Annotated in this window: 11 protein-coding genes; all 11 read left to right on the top strand. The window is 63.1% G+C overall.

Features of this window, described 5'->3' with window-relative positions:
- The first annotated feature begins 192 nt into the window (after window positions 1-192).
- Entirely contained in the window at window positions 193-1,278 is a 1,086-nt protein-coding gene (locus tag ACU8YE_RS04840; protein ID WP_446928209.1) for an efflux RND transporter periplasmic adaptor subunit, read from the top strand.
- On the top strand, window positions 1,278-4,391 hold the full coding sequence (locus tag ACU8YE_RS04835) for an efflux RND transporter permease subunit (RefSeq protein WP_446928208.1): 3,114 nt from the start codon (window positions 1,278-1,280) through the stop codon (window positions 4,389-4,391). The genes ACU8YE_RS04840 and ACU8YE_RS04835 overlap by 1 nt, the downstream gene beginning before the upstream one ends.
- Window positions 4,388-5,644: a TolC family protein gene (locus tag ACU8YE_RS04830; protein ID WP_446928207.1), complete on the top strand. Its 1,257-nt coding sequence runs from the start codon at window positions 4,388-4,390 to the stop codon at window positions 5,642-5,644. The genes ACU8YE_RS04835 and ACU8YE_RS04830 overlap by 4 nt, the downstream gene beginning before the upstream one ends.
- 45 nt (window positions 5,645-5,689) lie before the next feature.
- Window positions 5,690-6,214: a cytochrome b gene (locus ACU8YE_RS04825; RefSeq protein WP_343619010.1), complete on the top strand. Its 525-nt coding sequence runs from the start codon at window positions 5,690-5,692 to the stop codon at window positions 6,212-6,214.
- Between the two features lie 35 nt (window positions 6,215-6,249).
- Complete coding sequence (locus tag ACU8YE_RS04820; RefSeq protein WP_446928206.1) at window positions 6,250-8,541, top strand: heavy metal translocating P-type ATPase; 2,292 nt, start codon at window positions 6,250-6,252, stop codon at window positions 8,539-8,541.
- A gap of 5 nt (window positions 8,542-8,546) precedes the next feature.
- The gene (locus tag ACU8YE_RS04815; RefSeq protein ID WP_322018375.1) at window positions 8,547-9,191 is read left to right on the top strand and encodes a hypothetical protein; all 645 of its coding nucleotides are present in this window, start codon (window positions 8,547-8,549) and stop codon (window positions 9,189-9,191) included.
- A gap of 210 nt (window positions 9,192-9,401) precedes the next feature.
- Window positions 9,402-9,692 (top strand): hypothetical protein, encoded by a 291-nt coding sequence (locus ACU8YE_RS04810; protein WP_232039483.1) that lies wholly within the window; start codon window positions 9,402-9,404, stop codon window positions 9,690-9,692.
- Between the two features lie 14 nt (window positions 9,693-9,706).
- Window positions 9,707-10,411 (top strand): ATP-binding cassette domain-containing protein, encoded by a 705-nt coding sequence (locus tag ACU8YE_RS04805; RefSeq protein ID WP_433867992.1) that lies wholly within the window; start codon window positions 9,707-9,709, stop codon window positions 10,409-10,411.
- A complete protein-coding gene (locus ACU8YE_RS04800; RefSeq protein ID WP_446928205.1) occupies window positions 10,405-12,774 on the top strand; it encodes an ABC transporter permease in 2,370 nt (789 codons plus the stop codon). The genes ACU8YE_RS04805 and ACU8YE_RS04800 overlap by 7 nt, the downstream gene beginning before the upstream one ends.
- Window positions 12,771-13,940 carry an HlyD family efflux transporter periplasmic adaptor subunit gene (locus ACU8YE_RS04795; protein ID WP_440817910.1) on the top strand — a complete coding sequence of 390 codons (1,170 nt, stop codon included), beginning with the start codon at window positions 12,771-12,773 and terminating at the stop codon, window positions 13,938-13,940. Before ACU8YE_RS04800 ends, ACU8YE_RS04795 begins: the two co-directional genes overlap by 4 nt.
- A 542-nt stretch (window positions 13,941-14,482) precedes the next feature.
- Window positions 14,483-15,661: a GGDEF domain-containing protein gene (locus tag ACU8YE_RS04790; protein ID WP_446928287.1), complete on the top strand. Its 1,179-nt coding sequence runs from the start codon at window positions 14,483-14,485 to the stop codon at window positions 15,659-15,661.
- Window positions 15,662-15,671: the final 10 nt, after the last annotated feature.

Here is a 15,671-nt window from a genome sequence, read left to right as displayed (position 1 = left end):
CTTCTGACGCATGGCGCACGCCTGACGCTACGCGGTGGTAGCAACTCCACTCCCCATTGGCCATCCATCGTAAGAGTTTGTCGTTCGCGCCGCATGGAAATGCTGGGCGACGGTTGGTCTTTAGGTCGCCCGCGTATGCGCGGCAATCAGAGGCAGCGCGCGTGGCGTTGCCTCCGAGGATTGGAGTCAGGCATGTCTTTCAAACGAATCGTCGCGGCCAGTGCGTGTGTAGCGCTGATCGCGTTTCCTCTTGAGCAGGCCGCTGCCCAAGCAGGCGCCCAGGTGGTGCCGCTATCGGCGGAGCAGGCGCGCTCCCTCGGCGTGCGTTTCAGCCCGGTCGCCGCTTCTTCAGGGTTGGAGGTTGGCACGCATGCACGTGTCGTCTTCAAGCCGGATGCGCAGTATGTGGTGGCGGCACCGTACGCGGGCATGGTGCCCCGGGTGTTGGTGTCGATCGGGCAAACCGTCCGGGCGGGCCAGCCGTTGGCGGGTTTTCTGAGCTCGCAGCTCTTCGAAACCAGCCGCGCACTGATGGAAGCCAACTCGCAGGCGCGGCTCGCGCAGCAGTCGCTCGCGCGCGACAAGGCGCTGTACGACGACGGCATCATCGCAGCAAGCCGCTGGCAGGCAACGCAGGCGCGGGCCGCTGAAGCCGGCGCCATGGTGAAGGCGCGCCGGGCAGAGCTGGCGTCCTCCGGCATCGCATTCAGCGGCCCCGCCGGTGAGGCGCAACTGGTGGCCAGCCGTGGCGGTGTGGTATCCGAAGTCAATGCCGTTCCGGGGGCACGAGTAGAAGCTGCGGCACCGCTGTTCAGGATTGTTGACCCAGCGGCTCTGGAGCTGGACCTGCTCGTTGGCCGCGACATACCAGTTCCGACCACAGGCGACCACGTCGAAATCGCACAACGCGGCGCGGGCGGCACCGTCATTGGTGTCGCGCCTTCCGGTGATGGCACAGCGGGTGTGCGTGTGCGCGCGTCGCTGGAGCGACGTGGGGACCTGCGTGCCGGAGAGAGCGTCAACGTCACGCTCAAGCTGCGCAGTGCGGCCAATGCAAACGCTCCGGGCTTGCTGCGGGTGCCTGTGGCCGCATTGGTCTACGTGCGAGGCGTGCCCGGCGTATTCGTCGCAACCGATAAGGGTTTCCGCTTCCAGGATGTCACCGTTGGCAGTACAGACGACGCCATCGCCGTCGTGCGGGCAAACCTGCCAGCGGGTACACGCGTGGCGGTAACAGGTGTCGGTGCGCTCAAGGGCTTGCTGGCGGGAGAACAGTAATGCTGCCCCGCCTCATTGAGTTCTCTTTGCGCCAGCGCGTGCTGGTGCTGATCGCCGCTGGCGTGCTCGCGGTGGCCGGCGTGTGGGCGTATCTGAACCTGCCGATCGATGCGTTTCCCGATATCTCGCCGACGCAGGTCAAGGTCGTGCTGAAGGTGCCGGGCATGACCCCGGAGGAGGTCGAACAGCGGGTCTCCACGCCCATCGAGCAGGAGCTGCTCGGCCTGCCGCACAAGACGATCGTGCGCTCGGTGTCCAAATACGGCATCAGCGATGTGACTGTCGATTTTGAAGAGGGGGTGGACGTCTACTGGGCGCGCCAGCAGGTGTCGGAACGCCTGGCCGGCTTGGCGCGCGATCTGCCATCGACCGCCGTAGGCGGTCTGGCGCCCATCACCACACCGTTGGGCGAGATGTTCATGTTCACGGTGGAGGGCGATGGCTATTCCTTGGCCGAGCGGCGCCGCGTGCTGGACTGGGTGATCCGGCCAGCGCTGCGCACCGTCGCGGGCGTGGCCGATGTCAACGCGCTCGGCGGCGAGGTGCGCAGCTATGAGGTCACACCGGACCCGGCCCGCTTGCGCGCCCGCGCCGTCACCCTTGAGCAACTGCGTCAGGCGCTGGATGCCAACAATCGCAACGACGGGGCAGGGCGGCTGGACCGCGGAGACGAGTACTGGGTCGTGCGCGTGGAGGGTGGCATACGCGGGCTGGATGATTTGCGTGCGATTGTCGTAGTGCCGGCGCAAAGCGCGAGTTCCGCCCCTGCGGTCACGGTCGGCGATGTCGCGACCGTGCGGCTGGGCGAGGCCACCCGCAACGGCGCAGTCAGCAAAGACGGCAACGGTGAAGCGGTTGAAGGGCTGGTGCTGGGCCTGCGCGGCAGCGATGCCCGCAAGCTGGTCGAGGCGGTGCAAGCGCGGCTGGATGCGATAGGCCCCCAGTTGCCGAAGGGCATGTCGACCCACGTCTTCTACAACCGCGGCGAGCTGGTCACCCGTGCGGCCAATACCGTGGTGCGCGCGTTGATTGAAGCCAGCGTGCTGGTGGTCATCACGTTGTACCTGTTCCTGGGCGGGGTGCGGGCGGCCCTGGTCGTGGCGGCCACACTGCCGCTGTCGATGCTCGCGACGTTTCTGCTGATGCGCTATGTGGGCCTGACGGCCAACTTGATGAGCCTCGGCGGCCTGGCTATTGCACTGGGCATGCTCGTGGACGCCGCCGTCGTCGTGGTCGAGAACATCGAGACGGCCATGGCGCGTGCGCAAGACCACAAGACCGATCCTGCGCTGCGCGGTGCCGTCATCCGCCATGCAGTGGCAACGGTAGCAGTACCCATGCTGTCGGGCGTGTCGATCATTGCCATCGTGTTCCTGCCGCTGCTGTCACTGCAAGGCCTGGAGGGCAAGCTCTTCGGGCCGGTGGCGCTCACCATCGTGCTGGCGCTGGCCTCGTCCGTGGTGATTGCCTTTACGGTGGTCCCGGCGCTCGCGTCGTTGCTCCTGCTGGCGCATGCAGATGAGCCGCCCTGGCTGATGCGCAAGGTCGCGGCCGGCTTTGCGCGAATCCAGGCATGGACGACAACCCATCGCCGCACGGTGTTCGGCCTGGCGGGGGCGGCGTTGGCGCTGGCCGTGGTGTTGTACATGTCGGTCGGCAAGACGTTCATGCCGACGATGGACGAGGGCGATCTGATCGTGCAGTTGCAGAAAGCACCGTCCGTTTCGCTTGCGGCGTCGCTCGACATGGACCAGCGCGTGCAGCAGGCGCTGCTCAAGGAGGTGCCGGAAATACGCTCGATCGTTGCGCGCTCAGGCTCCGATGATCTCGGCCTGGACCCGATGGGGCTGAACGAAACCGATACCTTCCTGGTGCTCAAACCCAAGGATCAGTGGCGCGGCACCAAGGAAGACATCGCGATTGCGATCCGGCGCGTGATGGAGCGCTTCCCGGGCGTGATCTACGGCTTCACGCAGCCCATTGAGATGCGTGTCTCCGAGATGCTGACCGGCACACGCGGCGACGTTGCCATCAAGCTGTTTGGCAGCGACCTTGCCGCCATCGATGCAGCCGCGCAGGCCATTGCTGCCAAGGTCCGCACCATCCCGGGGGCGGCGGAGGTCATTGCGCCCAGCAACAGCGGCGTGCAGTACCTGAAAGTGTCGCTGGACCGCGCTGCGGTGGGTCAGGCCGGCTTCTCCGGCGACGCCCTCCAGGCGCAACTGCGCGCCCTGATTGAGGGCGACCGGGTTGGCGTGGTGCCCGAAGGCATTGTCCGCACGCCGCTCATCTTGCGTGGCGGAGCAGGCTTGCGGCAGGCACCCGAAAACCTGACCAACCTTCTGGTAACGGCACCCGACGGCAAAGTCTGGCCGCTCACCTCTCTGGCGCGCATCGAACGCGTGGATGGGCCCGTGCGCATCAACCACGAAGACGGCGCCCGGTTTGCCGTGATCCAGGCCAATGTCGATGGTCGGGACCTGGCAGGTTTCGTGCAGGAAGCCCAGGCAGCCGTCGGCGGCATTGGCACCTTGCCAAAAGGATTGCGGGTGGTGTGGGGCGGCCAGTTCGAGAACCAGCAACGCGCCGCGGCGCGCCTTGCGTTGGTTGTCCCGTTGGCCCTTGGCGCAATCTTTCTCTTGCTGATGTTGACGTTCCGCTCGGTGCGGCAGGCGGTGCTGGTGGTTGCCAACATTCCGTTTGCGCTCGTGGGCGGCATTGCGGCGTTGCGGATCTCGGGCGAGTACCTGTCGGTGCCGGCCTCCGTTGGCTTTATCGCTTTGCTCGGGATCGCGGTGCTCAACGGTGTGGTGCTGGTGTCGCACTTCAACACGCTGCTTGAGTCCGGCATGGGCATGGCGCAAGCCGTGCGCGATGGCGTGCGCGACCGCCTGCGGCCCGTCCTGATGACGGCCTGCATTACCGCACTGGGGATGATTCCGCTACTGCTGGCCAGCGGGCCGGGGTCAGAGATTCAGCGGCCGCTGGCGATCGTGGTATCGGGCGGGCTGATTTCTTCGACCGCGCTGACGCTGCTTCTTCTGCCCCTGCTGTTTGAACGTTTTGGGTTGCCTCGGCCGCGTGCGGCCGCCGGGCAGGGAGATTCGCAATGAGGTTGGATCTGTTTCGCATCGTATTGGCGGGAGCGAGCACGATGCTGCTTTGCAGCCCCGCTGCGCAAGCGCAAATCTCACCGGCCTATCTGCCGGCTGAGAGCGCAGTGCGCGAGGCCGTCGCACAGTCGCCCGACGTGCTGACGGCAGAGGCCCGCCGCGACGCCGTACTGGCTCGGGCTGATGGCATTCGCGCCGGCACGGCGGAAACCGTGGTCCGTGCAATTGGCCAAGGGCGCCAGGTGCGCGATCCCTCCGAACGCCATGCCGAAGGGCAGATTGCGATGGAGCGTCCATTGCGGCTTTGGGGCAAAGCGCAAGCCGATGGGCAGCTTGCCGATGCCGCCGCCGAGGCTGGGCAGTTGGCTGTCAAGGATGCGCGCCACGAAGCATCGCGCCAGATTCTGGCCCTCTGGTTTGGCGCCGTGCGTGCGGGGCAGGCACGCCAGGCAGCGCAGGAGAATGCCAAGGCGGCCGCCGACCTGGCCGCGCTCACTGCCCGAAGGGTGCAACTGGGCGATGCCTCTCGTCTGGATGCGGAGCTGGCCGCCGCCGATCGGGCGCGCACGGAAGCCGCGCTGGCGACTGCCGTGGCGGCGGAACAGACGGCGCAGGCAGAGCTGCGGGCACGGTTTCCGGGGTTAGGCGACCCCTCGTTTAGCGCCGATACTGTGCTGCCCGCATTGCCGCAAGAACCACCCGATCGATTGCGTACCCAGTACATTCAAGACAGCCACGAATACCGTCTCGCCATGGCAGAAGAGGTTCAGGCGCAGCAAATGGCCAAGCGCGCAGATCTGGAACGTCGGCCTGACCCCACCGTCGGGATGTTCGTGACGGTGGAACGCGGGGGTGCCGAACGCATCATGGGCGTGAGCGTTGCCATGCCGATCGGTTCGGTGCATCGTCGCTCTGCGGCGCTGGCGGCTGCTGCCGAAGCGGAAGCGGCTGCCCGGCGCAGATTGGGTTCTGAGCGTCGGCTGGGTGCCGAATTCGATGTGCTCTATGGCAACTTGCAAGGCAAACGGGCGAGCGCGCAAGCCCAGATGGAAGCGGTTACGCTGCAAAAAAGCGCATCCGGCAGGGCAACGCGTTCATATCGCGCAGGTGAGTCGGGCTTGACTGAACTACTGGCAACGCGCCGTAGTCTAGCGGAGGCCCTGCTGGCCGAGCGGCTCGCCCGTGTCGACCTGCTCGAGGCAGACAGCCGCCTCAAGCTCGATCTGCACCGGATGTGGGACTTTGACGATTGACCTGCTCCAGCCTTACCCCTCACTCAACACATTCTGGATAACGCTATGCAATCCGAACCGAAATACTCCCTCACCATGCGCTCGCTCCATTGGCTCGTGGTTCTGGCGGTGTCGATCGCCGTCGTCGCCATCGAAATCATGGATTTCTTCCCGAAAGGCAGCACCGAGCGTGCCGCTCTGTTCATGGTCCATCAGACAGCGGGGCTCTCCGTGTTCGCCCTGATGGTGTTGCGTCTGCTGGCCCGGGTGGGCACGCAGGCACCGCCTCCCGTCCCGGGCACACCGCTGGTGCAGCTTGTAGCGCGACTCACGCACGGCGCGCTCTATGTCCTGATGGTCGGCATGCCCGTTCTGGGCTTGCTGGCATTGGCTTTGGCAGGCAAGCCGATTCAACCATTCGGACTGGATCTGACGCTGGCGTTGGCGCAGGACAAGTCGTTGGCCCACTTGGCCAAGGAAATTCATGAGTCGGGCGCGACGGTCGTCTATATCGTGGTCGGGCTGCATGCCGCCGCGGCGCTCTGGCACGAGTTCATCCTGAAGGATCGGCTGCTGCGCCGCATGATCTAGCGCACATGAAAACTGCGCCGACAAGAGGCTAGACGATGCACTCTCCGCGCTTGCTCGCCAACGTTGCATTGCTTGCCTTGTCGGTGCTGACCATGGCGGCGGGGTTATGGGCGCGGTACCTCGGTGCCGATGCGCTGGCGCGGCAACTCTGGCTGATTGGCATCGTCCCGAACTGGCTGGCGCTGGTCGTCACGATTATTCGGTCACTGGTGCGACGGCAGGCCGGCGTGGATATTCTGGCGGTCTTGGCGATCACCTTTTCACTCTGGTCGGGCGAGGTGCTGGTCGCGGCGGTCATTGCGTTGATGCTCGCGACGGGCCGCACGTTGGAAGACTTTGCCCAGGCGCGTGCGCAACGCGAGATGACTGCGTTGCTGGGCCATGCACCCAAGCGGGCCAATCGCTTCGACGGCGGGCAATGGCACCAGGTCGGTCTGGAACAGGTTCAAGCGGGTGACCGCCTGCTGGTGCGGCACGGCGAAGTCGTACCGGTGGATGGCACTTTGTCCGGGCCTGCCGATCTGGATGAATCCACATTGACAGGAGAATCGGTCACCCGCCATCGCCTGGCGACGGATGCCATTTGCAGCGGCGTGCTGAATGTAGGCGCCGCGTTCGAAATGATCGCCAGTGCGTCTGCCGAAAGGAGCACGTTTGCGGGTGTTGTCCGGCTGGTCAGTGCGGCGCAGGCGGAACGCAGCCCCTCCGTGAGGCTGGCTGACCGGTACGCCTTTGCCTTTGGGGGCGTCGCCGTTTTCCTGGCGGGGGCCAGCTGGATCCTCACCGGTGATTCGGCGCGTTGTCTTGCCGTGCTCGTCGTGGCCACGCCGTGCCCGCTAATCCTGGCGGTGCCTGTCGCCATCGTGTCGGGCCTGTCGCGTTGCGCCAAGCGGGGCGTGCTGGTCAAGGGCGGTGGCGCGCTGGAGAGGCTGGCGTTGGCCGACACGCTGTTCTTCGACAAAACCGGCACGCTGACCAGCGGATATGCACGATTGGTCAACGTTGAGTGCGCACCGGAGTACGCTGCCGACGTTGTGCTGAGCCTGGCCGGTTCACTCGCACAGGCATCGAATCACGTCACGGCAGAAGCCGTTGCCAAGGCGGCGCGCGAACAGGGCGCAACGCTGCGACTGCCGAGTGCGGTGGTCGAGAGTCCAGGAGCCGGCGTGTGCGGCCGCGTTGAAGGCCATGTCGTGTCGATCGGCGCGTTGCCTTATGTCTTGGGTTCGGCTGATGTACCGGGCTGGGTAGAAGCGTTCGTCAAGCGCGTGAGCTATTCCGGTGCGTCGGCCGTCTTTGTTGGCGTGGACGGTCAATTGGTGGGTGCATTGCAGTTGATTGACCGGGTCCGTCTTGAGGCGCCTCGCGCGCTGCGACTCCTGCGCCGGGAGGGCATCACACGACAGGCAATGTTGACCGGGGATCGCCCAGATGTTGCCGAATCCGTGGCGTCCATGCTGGGGGTGACGGAGGTCTATGCCGCCCTGTCGCCGGCGGCCAAGCTCGCGGTGATTCGGAATGCCCGAGCGGAAGGCAAGGTGATCATGGTCGGCGATGGCGTGAACGACGCGCCTGCGCTCGCCGCTGCAGACATTGGCGTCGCAATGGGTGCGCGCGGCGCGGCAGCCTCCTCGGAAGCTGCAGACATTGTCTTGTTGGTGGACCGCCTGGATCGGCTCGTTGACGCGGTCCGCATAGCGCACCGCACACGCCGCGTCGCGCTCCAGAGCGTGATGATCGGCATGTCGCTGTCGCTGGCCGCCATGGTTGTCGCAGCGCTGGGGCAACTGCCACCCTTGGCGGGCGCAATGCTGCAAGAGGTCATCGATGTCTTGGCGATCGCCAGTGCGTTGCGCGCCCTGCGACCGACACAAGACGAGACAACCCATCCACTCGTCTCTGCAGACGTCGCGCGCCTCAAAGCCGAACACGCGGAGTTGGAACCCATCCTGAGCCGGATCCGAGTGGTCGCCGACACGCTGCCCCAAATGGCCGGCAGCGCGGCAAAAGCCGCATTGCTATCGCTCAATCAGTCCTTGGCGGACGTTCTGGTGCCGCATGAGCGCCGAGACGATACCCAGCTTTATCCGGACGTTGCCCGCCTGCTCGGTGGGGATGACCCGATGGCGGCAATGAGCGCCATGCATCGCGAGATATTCCGCGTGACGAACCTGTTGGGCCGGATCGTGGCGGATGTTTCTCCCGACGGCCCCGATGCCGCTGTAACGCAGGAGCTGCAACGCTTGCTGTATGGGCTCGATGCCATCCTGCGGCTGCATTGCGCACAAGAAGACGAACTGTTCCATGTACTCGGTGAGGAGGTTTGATCGCCATGACAAACCTGCTCGCATTGTTCGTGACCATCCTGTTGCTGAATGTGATGCCGGCGTTCGCACCGCCGACGTGGATGGTGATGTCATGGATCGGCTTTTCGCGGCCCGATGCCAACCCGGTGCTTCTGGCGGGCATTGCCGCTTGCGCAGCAACACTCGGCCGCCTGGTTCTAGCGCGGCTATCCTGCACGCTCGTGCGCAATCGCTGGATGCGCGAGGCCGATCGCCAGAACGTCGATGTGGTGCGCTCATGGCTTGAAGAGCGCAAAGGTATGACGGTTGGACTGATGCTCGCGTACGCGTTCAGCCCGTTCCCGTCGAACTACATCTTCATAGCCTACGGCTTGACTGGGATGCGGCTTTGGTTGATCGGACTTCCGTTCTTTGCGGGCCGCTGGATAAGCTACCTGACCTGGACGCGTATTGCCCAGATTGGTGCCCGTTATCTGGATGTGGAGACGGAGATCGACGGCGCGTATATGGGCGTGTACTTCGTCGTGTCGCAGGTCGTGTTTCTGGCACTCGTTTATGGGTTTGCCAAACTGGACTGGCAGTACCTTCTGCAAACGAAGCGTCTGCGCTGGCGGCGACCGGAACCGATCGCATCGTCGGCCAAAGACACGCGGACAAGGGCAGGGCGATGAGCAGGTCAAACTGCTTTGAGTGCCCCAGCGGCGCTGGCTTCCGCACTGATTGAGGTAGGTCAACGCGTCGCGGGCAAATGCAAGTAGCCTGAAGGAATCAGTGCGCTGGTCCTCTCTTCCTCGCCCGGTACAGCTCGTCCAGAAATGAGGGGCAGCGCCTTAATAGGGCTGGCATGTAGGACAGCTCCATCTGCTCTGCAGGAGATCGATATGTCGGCCTGGGCAATTGAACAGTACCGGGGCTGCTCTATTCACATCTTGGCGGTCGTTGGACGGTGCGATGGATTCAAGTACGCCTACACCGGCTTTGTCTGCTCACCCAAATCCGCCGCGCTGGAGTATCCAAAACTCGAGCGCTTCCACCACGTCTGTGCAGACTTTGATTCTGTGGATGGCGCGATTGAAGCCGGCATGCAGGTGGGGCGAGCAATTGCAGAACGCTGGACGTCGCCGTCAGGGCAGCGCCGAACATCTGAGCGGCGCACTCGCCCGCCTCCCTAGCCGACCGGTGTGTTGTGGAAACGGTGTTCAACATTCAGGCCGTCAGCAAGGTCTATCCCATGGGAAGCGTGAGCGTGCGCGCCCTGGAACACGTCGACCTGCAACTCGGGTCGGGTGAGATCGTTGTGCTGCTCGGAGCCTCGGGCAGCGGCAAATCCACGCTACTCAACCTGATGGGCGGGCTGGATACGCCAACGACCGGTTCCATCGTGTATCGAGACCACGATCTTTCCCACGCCGGAGACAGAGGCCTGACGCGATTCCGACGGGAGCATGTCGGATTCGTTTTTCAGTTCTACAACCTGATTCCAAGTCTCACCGCTCGCGAGAACGTCGCCCTGGTGACGGACATCGCGGAGCATCCGCTAGACCCCACCGAGGCCTTGAACCGGGTGGGGATCGGTGCGTTGGCGGACAACTTTCCCTCGCAGATGTCGGGGGGAGAGCAGCAACGCGTTGCCATCGCCCGCGCGGTCGCGAAGCGACCAGATGTCCTCCTGTGCGATGAGCCGACAGGCGCATTGGATTTTCGGACGGGTCAGTTGGTGCTAGAGGTGCTCGAGCAGGTGAACCGCGAGTTCGGCACCCTCATTGTCATCGTCACGCACAACGCCGTCATCGCCGACATGGCGGATCGTGTTGTCCGGATGAGCAGCGGAACCATTGTCGAGCAACGCCGCAACGCCCAGCGTGCCCGAGTGGGAGATCTGTCATGGTGACCATGCTCGTCCGGTTGCTCTGGCGAGACCTCTGGCAAATGCGGGCGCAGGTCTTGGCGGCAGTCCTCGTTGTCGGATGTGGTGTTGCCACGTTTGTTGCAATGCGCAGCACCTATCTGGCTTTGTTGAACGCCCAGCAGGACTACTACGCGTCATATCGCTTTGCCGATCTCTTCGTGCACCTGAAGCGCGCACCACTTGAGACGGCTTCGCGCATTGCTGCATTGCCTGGCGTGGCACATGTGGACGCGCGCGTGGTGTCAGATGTCACGGTCGATATTCCCGGCCTTTCCGAGCCGGCCACAGCGCGCCTTGTTTCGATCCCGGAACTCGGGTGGCCCGCGCTGAATCTGCTGCATCTTCAAAGCGGCCGATACATTTCGCCCGGCCGAGAGGACGAAGTGCTGGTCAGCGCGGCTTTCGCAGATGCCAACAGCCTGAGGGCAGGCGAATACTTCAGCGCCATACTGAATGGCCGCTGGAAGCGACTGCACATTGTTGGTCTTGCAATCTCGCCGGAGTATGTCTACGAGGCCGGCGCGGGCTCCATCTTTCCGGATAACCGTCACTACGGCGTGGTGTGGATGGGAACGAATGCGGTTTCGGCAGCGTTCCGTATGGATGGTGCCTTCAATGATCTCGTGTTGTCTCTCGATGGCAGCGTGCCGGCTCCGCACGTCATCGCTCAGATCGACAGAACGTTGCTGCCGTATGGCGGACTTGGAACCATCAGCCGGGAAAACCAGATATCGAATCGGTTCATTACTGACGAGATCGCGCAGAACCGCGTAACTGCCACCTATGTGCCGGCCATCTTTTTTCTCGTCGCGATGTTTCTTTTGCAGAACGTCCTGACCCGGCTGATCGATACACAACGCTCACAGATCGGCTTGATGAAGGCGTTTGGATACGGTGACCTTTCAGTCGGTTTGCATTACCTGCAACTTGGGTGCGTCGTTGCTGCCGCGGGGACCCTTGTCGGTATTGCAGGTGGGTTGGCGTTGGGGACCTATCTGACAGACCTCTACGCCAGGTACTACAGGCTTGCCCACCTAGAATTTCGCGCCGATCTTTCGACGATAACCTGGGCGTTCTTCATCAGCTTCGGAACGGCAATCGGAGGTGCCATCGCGAGCACTGCGAAGGCCATGAGGTTGATGCCTGTCGAGGCCCTTCGCGCAGTCGTTCCGCCCGCGTTTTCAGTGGGCTGGGTGGAGCGGGCGGGCATCTATCGGCAACTGAGCGTGGTGTGGCGAATGATTGCGCGCAATATCGCGCGCCAGCCCGTCAAGTCGCTCCTGGGTTCCTTGGCCATTGCATGCGCGAGTGCGATTCTCGTCGTTGGCGGGTTTTTCTTCGACTCCATCGATTTCCTTTTCGATACTCAGTTTCAGCAAATCGAGCGACAGGATGTGACGGTGGCCTTTTCTCAGCCGTTATCTCACCGCGCCGTCTACGCGATCGAACGTCTGCCTGGTGTGCTGAAGGTCGAGGGGTTTCGCGATGTGCCGGTCAGGCTATCCGCTGGGTATCGGTCTCGGCGGGTCTCGCTGAGCGGGATCGCTCCGAAGGCAGCTCTGCACAGGCTGGTTGATGATGGGGGCAGACCGCTGCACATGCCCCCGGATGGCTTGGTGATTTCTGCCAGACTTGCCGCCGTGCTCGGCATAAAACCCGGTGATCCGGTCACCGTTGAAGTGCTTGAAGGCGAGCGCCAAACCAGACAAGTCACGTTGATGCAGCTGTCGGGCGATCTGGTGGGCGTCGCGGCCTACATGGACCAGACGGCACTGGCGAAACTCCTGGGGGAGAGCGGAAACTGGTCAGGGGCGAGGCTGTCTGTCGATCAGCATGCGTCTGCACATCTGTATGCGACGCTCAAGCGGCTGCCGTCGGTCAATGCAGTGGCGGTTCGCCAGGCCGTCATCGCCAGCTTTCGTAAGATCATGGACGAAAGCGTTCGTCTATCCACGTCCATCAACTTCGCCTTTGCCTGTGTGATTGCGTTTGGTGTCGCGTTCAATGGCATGCGCATCGCTTACTCGGAACGTGTTCAGCAGTTGGCTTCGCTGCGCGTGCTCGGGTTCACGCAGACCGAAGTCGCTTGGATTCTCCTTGGCGAGCAGTTTGTGCTCACCGCCATAGCGCTGCCAGCCGGGCTCCTTCTTGGCTACGGCGTATGCGGGCTGCTCTCGACTCGGCTGGCAACTGACTTGTACCGGCTTCCGCTTGTGGTTCATGCGGCGACCTTCGCTTACGCATTCCTTGTAGCCGGTGGGGCGGTGGTGTGTTCAGGCCTGTTGGTGGCGGCCAAGATCAGACGGCTTGATATCGTCGCCGTCCTCAAGGCAAGAGAATCATGAAGCGCGGCGCTGTGCGAAAGTCCCTGGCTCTTGCGGGTGCCGCGCTTGCGCTGGCAATGACGCTCACGTACGCGCTCTGGCCGGCGCCTGCGGCAGTGGACACGGGGCGCGTCACTCGTGGTCCGCTGCAAGTCACCATTGACGAAGACGGGGAGATCCGCGCGCATGATCGTTACGTCATCACGGCGCCGATCACAGGCCGGCTGCTTCGGGTTGAGCTGCATGAGGGCGATCAGATCAAAGATGGGCAGGTGATCGCCGCCCTGGTACCGGTGCCGATGACGCCCGGGGAGCGGGCTTCGCAACGCGCACGGGTTGATGCGGCAGAGGCAATTTTCCGAGAGGCGCAGGCGCGCGCCGCTCATGCCAGGGCGGACTACGAACAAGCCCGCCGGGACCTGGCCCGGGGCGAAACGCTTCTGAGCAGCGGCGCCATGTCGAGGCAGGAAGTGGAGCAGATGCGGACCATGTCCGCCTCGAGCGCCAGCGATCTGTCGGCCGCACGCGCAAGGGAGACGTCGGCCGCGGCCGATGTGCGCGTCGCGATGGCGAATCTGAAGGCGTTGGAAGCAGGGCAACCTGTCGAGGTGCGTGCACCGGCCAACTCGGTGCTGCTACGAATCGAACAGCAAAGCGAACGCGTCGTGCTTGCAGGTACGGCCCTCATGGTCTTAGCTGACCCTTCGCGCTATGAACTGGTCGTCGACGTGCTGTCGTCCGATGCTGTCAAGATCAGTCCAGGCATGCGTGTATCGGTAGTGGAGTGGGGCGGTCCGCTGGCGGTCAACGCGGTAGTCAGGACAGTCGGTCCGGGGGCGTTTACCAAGGTGTCGGCGCTGGGGGTCGAAGAGCAGCGCGTCCATATTGTCGCGGACCTTGTGGACCCACCAGGAAGATTGAACGATGGGTACCGCGTGCAAGGCCGCATTGTCATCTCGGACCAGCCTGATGTACTCAAGCTACCGATCGGCGCGTTATTCCGCTGTGCCGACCACTGGTGCACGTTCATCGTCAACAATGGAAAGGCTGTCCAGCGAACCATTCAGATCGGACAGCGCAACGCGGAAGAAGCCCAGATACTCGACGGGCTTCAAGACCACGACACTGTGGTCATGTATCCACCAACCACGCTCAGCGACGGCATGAGCGTGCGCGCCCTGAAATAGGCTATCTGACGCCCGCTTTGCCACCCAGAAGCCTGCATCGATCATGGCAGCCTCCAGTCTTGACCAGTCGGGAAACCGCCAGCATGCCTGGGTTGATTAGGTGTGCGACATTTCTATTTGGTTCAGATACGACATCTCTATTTGGATCCAACACCATTTCAACGCGTAATTTGTGTTATGTTAAATCACTGAGGGGCGGGCAAAAAGCTGGACCGCTCGATCAGCCCGGCAGGCTCCACCGCCCGCTCCCAGCTGTAAATCACCACTCCCCGCCGCGCCCCCTTGCCCATCACCCGCGGTGTAATTGATATCCACCGCTTCCCGACCACGGCAGCAGCGAACTGTCTGCTAACCAGAAGCAGGACGCCCCTTCACGTGAAGCAGCATCGGCTCTTTAAACGACCCGGCAATAGACTCACGCACTTTTTCATAGCGCGTTGCTGAAAACAGTATTAAGTGGCGAGCAAACTGGCCGATAAGAGGATATCCAGACAAATGTCTTGTCGAATACCGCCTCGGTGTTCTTGCCTCACCCAGATCTCATGCTCAGCTCTCTCGTTCTGGTAGGTATTGTGATCATGTCTTGCCTGATGAGCGTCGCCATTCTGGGTTCGCTGCTTCAGACAGGGGTGCCCGGCATCGCTCGCTGGTGCGTGGCTCATGCACTGCTGGCCATTGCCTTGGCGTGGATGTTGGCCGCAGGTGCTCAGCCAGGAAAGTTCACGACCACCGGAGCGGCGTTCTTTGCCCTGACAGCCGTGCTGTTGCTCGTGCAGGGTATGCGTCAGTTCTTCGGCAAGGGTGCCGCGCGGCGCAGCGAAACGGCGGCATTCGTCATCGCCTTCGCTGCGGTGGTCTACTTTACTTGCGGGACGCCGAACGTCGGTGCAAAGATCGCGCTCGTATCCGCTTTGCTTGCCTACGCACGGATCGCTGCCGGTACGCTGGCTCTGCGTCACGCGCCGCGTGGCGGCGCGCGCTACCCCTATCGATTCGTTGCGGCGGCAGCTTATCTGGGCGCTTTGTTCCATATCGCGCGCGCCGTCGGCGGAGCGTTCGGTATGCCCGAGGTGGCTATCCTCGATCCTTCGCCCTGGAACGTTCTGTTTCTCGGGCTTGCGATTGTCACATTGCCGTGCCTGTCAACCGGGATGGTGATGCTCGCGCATGATCAACTCGCACGAAAGATGGAACACCTCGCCAGTATTGACGAGCTGACTGGTGCACTGATGCGACGCGCATTCATGGCGAAGGCGACCGCTTTGCTTTCCGACGCGGTCGAAATGGGCAAGCCGGTGTCGATCGCAATTCTGGATATCGACGAGTTTAAAGCGGTCAACGATGCTTTCGGCCATGCGGTCGGCGATCGAATCCTCACGCACGTTGCGTCGATCGTATCCGCGCGCCTGCGATCGACAGACCTCTTTGGGCGTCTTGGCGGCGAGGAGTTTGCGATCATTTTGGTGGATACCAGAAAGGCTGACGCAGCGGCCGTGACGGATGCGCTTCGACTTGCCGTCGAACGGTCGCCAAGAGAGGGCGTGCATTGCACATTCAGCGCGGGGGTGGAATGTGTCTTGCCCGGAGATACGCTGGCAATTGCCTTGGCGCGGGCGGACGCGACGCTGTATCGCGCCAAGGCCGCAGGGCGCAACCGAGTCTTGATGGCGCCAGAGGGCGACAGGCGCAAAGTCGAAGCGCACTCAACCGCGGCCGCTTAAAGGGCAATTG

The organism is Ralstonia sp. VS2407 (genome assembly GCF_052950655.1).
This window is presented reverse-complemented; position numbering and strand designations above follow the sequence as displayed.